Annotated in this window: 5 protein-coding genes and 5 pseudogenes; 5 read left to right on the top strand and 5 right to left on the bottom strand. The window is 63.0% G+C overall.

Annotated elements, in window-relative coordinates:
* Window positions 1–81: 81 nt before the first annotated feature.
* Together XpopCFBP1817_RS18355 and XpopCFBP1817_RS22260 are read right to left on the bottom strand one after the other, a co-directional pair.
* Window positions 82–210, bottom strand: a pseudogene (locus XpopCFBP1817_RS18355) (integrase core domain-containing protein); the annotation flags it as partial.
* Window positions 199–297: pseudogene (locus tag XpopCFBP1817_RS22260) on the bottom strand (IS1595 family transposase); the annotation flags it as partial. The pseudogenes XpopCFBP1817_RS18355 and XpopCFBP1817_RS22260, both read right to left, overlap by 12 nt.
* Window positions 298–918: 621 nt before the next feature.
* On the opposite strand from XpopCFBP1817_RS22260, the gene xopAV reads away from it, so the two are divergent.
* Window positions 919–1,665, top strand: coding sequence for a type III secretion system effector XopAV (xopAV, locus tag XpopCFBP1817_RS18350; protein WP_128418210.1), 747 nt, complete (start codon window positions 919–921; stop codon window positions 1,663–1,665).
* Window positions 1,666–1,747: 82 nt separating this feature from the next.
* Here xopAV and XpopCFBP1817_RS18345 read toward each other — a convergent pair.
* Window positions 1,748–2,169: pseudogene (locus XpopCFBP1817_RS18345) on the bottom strand (hypothetical protein).
* Between XpopCFBP1817_RS18345 and XpopCFBP1817_RS23310 the strand changes: the two are divergent.
* Together XpopCFBP1817_RS23310 and XpopCFBP1817_RS23790 are read left to right on the top strand one after the other, a co-directional pair.
* A pseudogene (locus XpopCFBP1817_RS23310) lies at window positions 2,168–2,493 on the top strand (glycosyl hydrolase); the annotation flags it as partial. The pseudogenes XpopCFBP1817_RS18345 and XpopCFBP1817_RS23310 sit on opposite strands and share 2 nt — an antisense overlap.
* Window positions 2,470–2,649, top strand: coding sequence for a glycoside hydrolase family 30 beta sandwich domain-containing protein (locus XpopCFBP1817_RS23790; protein ID WP_341866019.1), 180 nt, complete (start codon window positions 2,470–2,472; stop codon window positions 2,647–2,649). The pseudogene XpopCFBP1817_RS23310 and the gene XpopCFBP1817_RS23790, both read left to right, overlap by 24 nt.
* Window positions 2,650–2,793: 144 nt before the next feature.
* Here XpopCFBP1817_RS23790 and XpopCFBP1817_RS18335 read toward each other — a convergent pair whose 3' ends face one another.
* A complete protein-coding gene (locus XpopCFBP1817_RS18335) occupies window positions 2,794–3,696 on the bottom strand; it encodes an SDR family oxidoreductase (RefSeq protein ID WP_128418209.1) in 903 nt (300 codons plus the stop codon).
* 552 nt (window positions 3,697–4,248) lie between these two features.
* Here XpopCFBP1817_RS18335 and XpopCFBP1817_RS18330 point away from each other — a divergent pair.
* Complete coding sequence (locus tag XpopCFBP1817_RS18330) at window positions 4,249–5,988, top strand: FAD-dependent oxidoreductase (protein ID WP_128418208.1); 1,740 nt, start codon at window positions 4,249–4,251, stop codon at window positions 5,986–5,988.
* Window positions 5,981–6,235: pseudogene (locus XpopCFBP1817_RS18325) on the top strand (UBP-type zinc finger domain-containing protein). Before XpopCFBP1817_RS18330 ends, XpopCFBP1817_RS18325 begins: the two are co-directional and overlap by 8 nt.
* Window positions 6,236–6,442: 207 nt before the next feature.
* Here the strand turns inward: XpopCFBP1817_RS18325 and XpopCFBP1817_RS18320 are convergent.
* Window positions 6,443–7,189, bottom strand: coding sequence for an EAL domain-containing protein (locus XpopCFBP1817_RS18320; protein ID WP_128418207.1), 747 nt, complete (start codon window positions 7,187–7,189; stop codon window positions 6,443–6,445).
* Window positions 7,190–7,298 lie beyond the last annotated feature (109 nt).

Raw genomic sequence — 7,298 nt, 5'->3', positions numbered from 1 at the left:
GCGCCATGCGCGCACTTGTTTCTACACGATCCGGGTGCAACCAGCTGATCTATCTCGGGAAAACGTGGGGAAACCTCAGTTCTTGGGCCGGTTTTCCTTGTCTTCGCGTCGACAGCGCTCGATCTCGGTGCGCGCATGCAGCAGTGTTGGGAACCAATGCTCGTTGAGGCATTCGTCGCGCAGCCGGCCGTTGAGCGATTTGTAGAGCGCGCGATAGCACTTGGCTTCGGTGCCGTAGGACGCGAAAAACTCAGGCATCGACAATTCCGCCTGGAACTGCACGGCAGTGATACTCATCACGCCAGCTCGTTGGCTTCAGGTGACAGCAGCATCCACCCAGCCCGGCGCAGATCCTGCGACTGCTGGCTGAAGGCCGGGGCTAATCAGGAATCCGCATTGCATCTGATAACGTGCGTCCTGGGTCAGGTGTTGATAGGACATGGGCAACTCCACGTGGTCGTGTAGTGGCTCAGGCTCAGGCACCTGGCCCACTACCGTTGGAGAAAGTTGCACTTCGTGCGCGAATCCACCGGACACGGCAGCCTTGCCAGGGAAATCGATCAGCGAAGGGCGTTATAACGGCACGAAGCGAAGGTCTCTTCCTGCGCTGCTTTGCTACGGAAGCGTGAGCATCGGCATGGATAGGGAGGCAATCTGCAATGCGCAGACACGTTGCGGTCTGTCCATGGCTTTTCCGCGCACCTGAGGACGCTGCTCCAGGCTTTCGTCAGGCTCTCCCAGCAAGCGAGCGTCCTTAGACAGAAAGGCAATCGCGTGGTCAGCAAGCCGAATTCTTGTCGTCTGGAAGATGCGGTCTCTATTTTTCGCAAAAAGCTGTGTTTTTTCGGCTTTTGTTCAGGCGCAATGACGTTCCACAGCAACACTATCGATCCGACAAAACGACTGAAGAGGTGACGCATGCGTCCTGTGAATCTGACCTCCGCAACCCGTCGAGGCGCAAGGCAAGTGGAAGACGATCTGCCAGCCCAGGGGGGGGCGAGCTCCCCAGCGCAGCAAGGCGACCCGCAGGGCAACACACAATTGATGCAAGACCTGCGGCCACGGCTGCCAGTGCGTGCGGCGCGGCTTAGAGAGCGGCCCATCGGCGTCCAGATTGCGAACGTTGGACGGCAAGTTTCACGTGTTGGCACCGTGGCGGCATCCCTCGTCGCCGTCCCTTCAGGCTTGAACGCGTTACAGGCGCCTTTCGCAACGATTTGGGGTCACGCAACAGATGATGCGTGGTGGAAAAACTATGCAGTGGCTACTGCTGTGCCTTTTCTGGCTTCGCTTGGTGCCATGGGCGCGGCAGCTTCGGTTGGGCGCATGGCGGACTGGTATCTGCAAGCACAAGCGCAGTCAACCGTCACAAAGTCAGCCAGGGCGAACGAGTTAGGAATAACTGAAGACTGTTTGGATGCTGCCATTGAAATGGTCACCATGCCTGACGCAGATACTTCCGCCCCTGAAATGAGCGAAGGGGAGCGCACTGCACTGGCCATGGATCTTATGAACCTGGCAACGGCAGACCGTTCACGAATACCTCCTGAACTCTGGCGCGCTGCCAGTGGCGTTGGCGGCGATGCCGACACGTTGGTTGATCATCTGCTATCGGCTGCGCGAAGCCGCGCTTCTGCGGAGGCCTCTGCATCGTCCTCTCGCTGAGCGTAAGCCCAGGCGTGTGTATTGCGGGACGGCATTGGCCGCTGCGCATGTCCGTGGCTTTTCGGGTCTGCGCCGGTCAGGTCTACACCGGTGCAGACTTTAAAATTTCAGACAAACTATCGCGCACGATCAGCTGCAAATGCATGCGTTCGAGCTCCATGCCATTGGTCATCACGGTATGCAGTCCGCCGCACATTGCGGCGATGGCGTAGAGGCGGGCCTGGAATTCCTGCTTGCCGCTGGCCTGGTCGGCGTGGCCGCGGAGCAGGCGTTTGAGCAGGTCGCTGAGGTGTTCGATCGGCGATGCGCTCTGGCGGCGCATGAAGGCGGCCAGTACCGGGTCGCGCAGGGTGGCCAGGTGCAGTTCCAGGTCGATGCGATCAGCTCGAAACTGGTTGCGCCCAGGCCGATGCCGTCGATGCATTGCCCGGTGGCGTCCAGCACTTCTTCCAGCAGCAGTTCTTCGCGCTCTTTCGGCGTGCGCAGCAGCAAGACGTTGGACATGGGCAGCAGGTTGGCGGGTGCGCAGACCTTCGCCAAGCTGCCCAAGTGCGCGCAGCGCGAAGTGCTCGCCGCTTGTTACGATCCGCACAAGGGCATCGGCTACACGCTGGCGCGCACCACATCCATCGCTCGGATTTCAGCAGCGGCAGCGATACCTATCTCCCCGAAGGCGATGCGGCGTCAAGACCTTATTCGGTCAAGCGCGATCAGCGCTATCGCATTCCGATGCTGCGCCAGGCCATCGCTGCGGCTGGAGGAAAACTGACCACATTCGCCAGCCCAGGGAGCGTGCCGGCCTTCGTGAAAGACAGTGACAGCCTGCTGGCCACGACAGCGTGTCTCAATTCCGATGGCAGCCTGGCGACGGTGGTGATGAATGCCAGTGACGTGGCGATCCGTTACAACCTGTACGTGGGCGAGGCATCGAGCGCGCTGAAAATTCCGGCGCATGCGATCCAGACGGTAATGCTGCAGCAGTAGACACCCGTCAATCCGGATGGCGTTTCAGCGTTGGAGTGGGTTGCCGACGATGTAGACGGATCGTGCCCCCGGGGCCCGCGCTGATCGCCGCAGGGGCGGCGATCAGCGAAAAGTGCCGGTGGCGATGCATCGGCAAGCAGTCACTCAGGACAGCAGCAAGCCACCGGTGGCACCAAACACTTCGCCGGTGACGTAGCTGGATTCCTGCGAGGCCAGGATCACGTACAGCGGCGCCATTTCCACCGGCTGGCCGGCGCGCTTGAGCGGGGTTTCCGAGCCGAAGTCCGGGATCTTTTCCGGCGGCTGGCCACCGCTGGGTTGCAACGGCGTCCATACCGGGCCGGGCGCGACGGCGTTGACGAGGATGCCTTTATCGGCGACCTGCTGGGCCAGGCCCTTGGTGAAGTTGACGATGGCGGCCTTGGTGGAGGCGTAGTCGATGAGAGTTGCCGAGGGCTGGTAGGACTGGATCGAGCCGGTGTTGATGATCGATGCGCCTGGTGGCAGATGTGGAATTGCCGCTTTGCACAGCCAGAACAGCGCGTAGACGTTGGTCTTGTAGGTAGCGTCGAACTGTTCGGTGGTGATGTCGGCGATGTCTTTCATTGCTGTCTGCTTGCCGGCGATGTTGACCAGCAGGTCCAGCCCGCCGAGTTCCTCGACCGCGCGTGCGACCAGCGTGTTGCAGAACGCTTCGTCTGTGAGGTCGCCGGGGATGCTGATGGCTTTGCGACCTTCGGCCTGGATCAACTGCGCCACTTCGGACGCGTCTTTTTCTTCTTCCGGCAGATAGTTCAGCACGATGTCGGCGCCTTCGCGTGCATAGGCGATTGCGGTGGCGCGGCCGATGCCGGAGTCGGCGCCGGTGATCAGCGCCTTGCGGCCCTTCAGGCGGCCGAGGCCTTGGTAGCTCTGCTCGCCATGGTCGGCCTTGGGCTGCAGTGCATGGACGGTGCCGGGTGCCTGCTGGGTCTGTTCGGGAAACTTGGGCTGCGGGAACTGGGTGAGTGGGTTCTGCATTGCGTACGGGTTGTGCGCGCTTGGCATGCACGGTCTCCTGGATTGGTGGGGCGGGGGGCGAGCACACAGGCAATGCTGTGTGCGGATCAACGTCAGTTTTGGAATCGCCGCGCTGCGCACGGGTGAACGAATGTTGTGCAGCGTGTGAATGCAATGAACACGCGGGTCAGGACCGCAGAGCGACGATCGATAACGACGGGATGTGTTGGGTGGCCACCTACCACTACGACATCACGCCTGTGGAAGCGAGCGTTCGCCCAGTTGGCGTCGATGGCACCCACGAACTGGCGTGAGAAAAGCGTGTTTCGCGTGTGCCCGGCCGAGCGCATGGCCGCCGGGCAGCACGGCCCACATGGGGAGCGGGCGCAGGAAGAGTGCGCACGGTTGCGGTTGATTGCCCACGTCGAGCACGTTGATGCGGCACGCGCTCATTGCACCGCAACCGCCGTACATGCGTGCACATCTACGTACACGGCATCACCGTCTGCTCGCGTGCGCTTGTGCAGCGTGCAGCGCATGTCGCGGCCTGCATGGCCCGTTCCGGTGATTGCCGCGGCCATCACGGCTGGCCATGCTTGCATGCAATCTCCCTCAGCGTCGCCGATCCATGTCTCTGGCCGATACCGGCCCCATCAGATGTTTCCCGAGCTGGACTCGGCCCACTTGGCGATCACGCGGCGTTTTGCCAGCGGGCCGGCGCAGCGTTTCGACGCGGGCAAAACCGTGTTCGAGGTCGGCGATGCGCACGCGCCCGTCTGGGTGGTGCTGCAAGGCGCCATCGAGGTGGTGCGCCGCGACGGGGTTGGCAACGAAAAGCCCATCACCTTGCACACGCCCGGACAATTCACTGGCGAGGTCAGTCAACTGGCCGGGCGCGCATCGCTGGCCGCCGGGTGCGCCGGGCCGGACGGCTGCCTGGCATTGCCGTTCGACACCGCGCATCTACGCGCGTTGATGATCAGCTCGGCGGAAGTGGGCGAGGTGGTGATGCGCGCGCTGATCCTGCGCCGCGTGGGTTTGATCGAAGGCGATGCCTCCGGGTCGGTCTTGATCGGCGAATCGGACGATCCGTCTCTGACCCGGTTGCAGGGCTTTTTGACCCGCAATGGCTACCCGAACACGGTAATGGATGTTTCCGACGACGAGGGCCGCGCCTTGGTGCAGCGGCTTGGCATCCAGGAGCACGAGTTGCCGGTGATGGTGTGTCCGAGCGGGCGCGTGCTACGCCAACCCAGCGATGCCGAAGCGGCGCACTGTTTGGGCATGATTCCGGAGATCGACCCTGACAAGCGCTACGACGTGGCGATTGTCGGTGCCGGGCCTGCCGGTCTGGCGACGGCGGTGTATGCCGCCTCCGAAGGCTTGTCGGTCATGGTGCTGGACCAGCGCGCCATCGGCGGGCAGGCCGGCGCCTCGGCACGCATCGAAAACTATCTGTGCTTTCCGACCGGCATTTCCGGCCAGGCACTGGCCGGTCGCGCGTATAACCAGGCGCTGAAATTCGGTGCCGAACTGGCGATTCCGATCGAGGCGGGCACGCTGCAATGCGGGCGCGAGGACGGCGCGCTGACGCTGGATCTTGCCGACGGCAAACAACTGCTGGCCAGCACCGTGGTGGTCGTATCGGGTGCGCGTTACCGGCGTCCGCAGATCGAAGGACTGGAGCGTTTCGAAGGCCATGGCGTGTCGTACTGGGCCTCGCCGGTGGAAGGGCGCTGGTGCGAATGTGGGGTAGTGGCGCTGGTGGGCGGCGGCAATTCCGCAGATCAAGCGGTCGCGTTTCTGGCGCCGCGGGTCAAGCAGTTGCTCCTGATCATTCGTGGCGATGGCCTGGAAGCGTCGATGTCGCAATACCTGACCGACCGCATCGCCGCGCTGCCGAATGTGCAGCTGCATACCTGCACCGAAGTGTCCGCACTGGAAGGCGACCCGGAGCGCTGTCTGCAGGCGGCGGTGCTACGCACGCGCACCGATGGGCAGACCACGCGCGTGGAGTTGCGGCATCTGTTTCTGTTCGTCGGCGCCGACCCCAACACCGGCTGGTTGCAGCAGTGCGTGGAGACCGATGCGCGCGGCTTCGTCATCACCGGCACCACGCGCGGTGACGGCGTGCCGGCCTGCTTGCCGCTGGAAACCAATCGCCCCGGCGTGTTTGCCATCGGCGATGTGCGCGCCGGCTCGGTCAAGCGCGTGGCGGCTGCGGTGGGCGAGGGCGCTGCAGTGGTGGCGCAGATTCACCACTACCTTGCGCATCAAGCCAATCCGGTGCCCGAGTCCGCATTTGCCAGTGCCCCCGGGAGTCGGCCACATCATGAGTGATCAATGCACGCACACCGCGCAGATTGCCGAATTCACGCCGCGCGCGCGTGGCTGCGAAGACTGCCTGGTGATCGATAGCACCTGGCTGCATCTGCGCCTGTTGCGCAGTTGCGGCCAGGTGGGCTGTTGCGACGATTCGCCGCACAAACACGCCACCGCGCATCACCACGCCACACACCATCCCATCATCGAAGGCTACGACTCGCCCGAAGGCTGGGGCTAGGTGGACGAGGTGGAAGTGGAATGACCGGGTCAGACGCCGCAACTGGGTCCGATGCCGCGGGATGTGTGAGGCGGCGCGGTAGCGCCGCGGGGAATCGTGATTAGGGAATCGTAAACGCGGCTTGCGTGCATTTTGATTTCTTCGCGCGCGGATTTCGTGCGTTGAGCGATGACGAGTGTTCGCTAACGGTGTGTGCTGGTTTGCTGCGTCCACTCGCACGCACGCACTCACTCACTCTGGCCAATACACCTGCGGCAACACGCCGATCTGCGGGCGAGCGAACAGATAGCCCTGTTGCAGGTGGATGCCCATGTCGCGCAGGGCGCGGTATTGGTCGGGTTGCTCAATGCCTTCGGCAATTACCGCGATGCCCAGTTCTTCGCACATGCGGGTGACGTGGCGCACAATGGCCTGGCGCCTGCGGTCGGCGTCGATGCCGCGCACCAAGGCGATATCGAGCTTGAGCAGGTCGGGTTGGAAGTCGGCCAGCAGCCCGAGGCCGGAATAGCCGGCGCCGAAGTCGTCGATGGCGGTCTTCATGCCGCGCGCCTGGTAGCTGCGCAGGATCGAGAGCAGGTGCGCCGGGTCGGTCAGGTGTTCCCGTTCGCTGACCTCGAAGATGATGGCGTTGAGCGGCCAGCCGTACTGCTCGTTGGCCGAGAGTGTGGCGCTCAGGCAGTGTTCGGGGTTGTAGACCGCGTTGGGCATGAAGTTGATCGACAACAATGCCGGCAGCGCGATCTGCGCAGCGCATTCGATTGCCTTGATGCGGCAGGCCTGGTCGAAGGCGTAGCGGTTGCGCTCATCCACCGCGGCCAGGATGCTGCCGGCCGATTCGCCGTTGATGCCGCGCACCAGCGCTTCGCCGGCGTAGAGCGTGCGGGTGGACACATCGACGATGGGCTGGAACGCCATGGTGATGGCGGTGGGAAAGTCCTGGCCATCGCGGCAGGCGTTGCAGACGGGAAGCGTGGGCATGGCTGAGCAATCGTGCGGCGTGGGATTACCTTAAAGGAGCCTCTAAAAACCCCATCAATCTGCCATCATTGACTTGACGCCCTGCCAGCGGAGAACGACAGACATGATC

Origin of the sequence: Xanthomonas populi (assembly GCF_002940065.1) — a bacterium.
GTDB lineage: Bacteria > Pseudomonadota > Gammaproteobacteria > Xanthomonadales > Xanthomonadaceae > Xanthomonas > Xanthomonas populi.
This window is presented reverse-complemented; position numbering and strand designations above follow the sequence as displayed.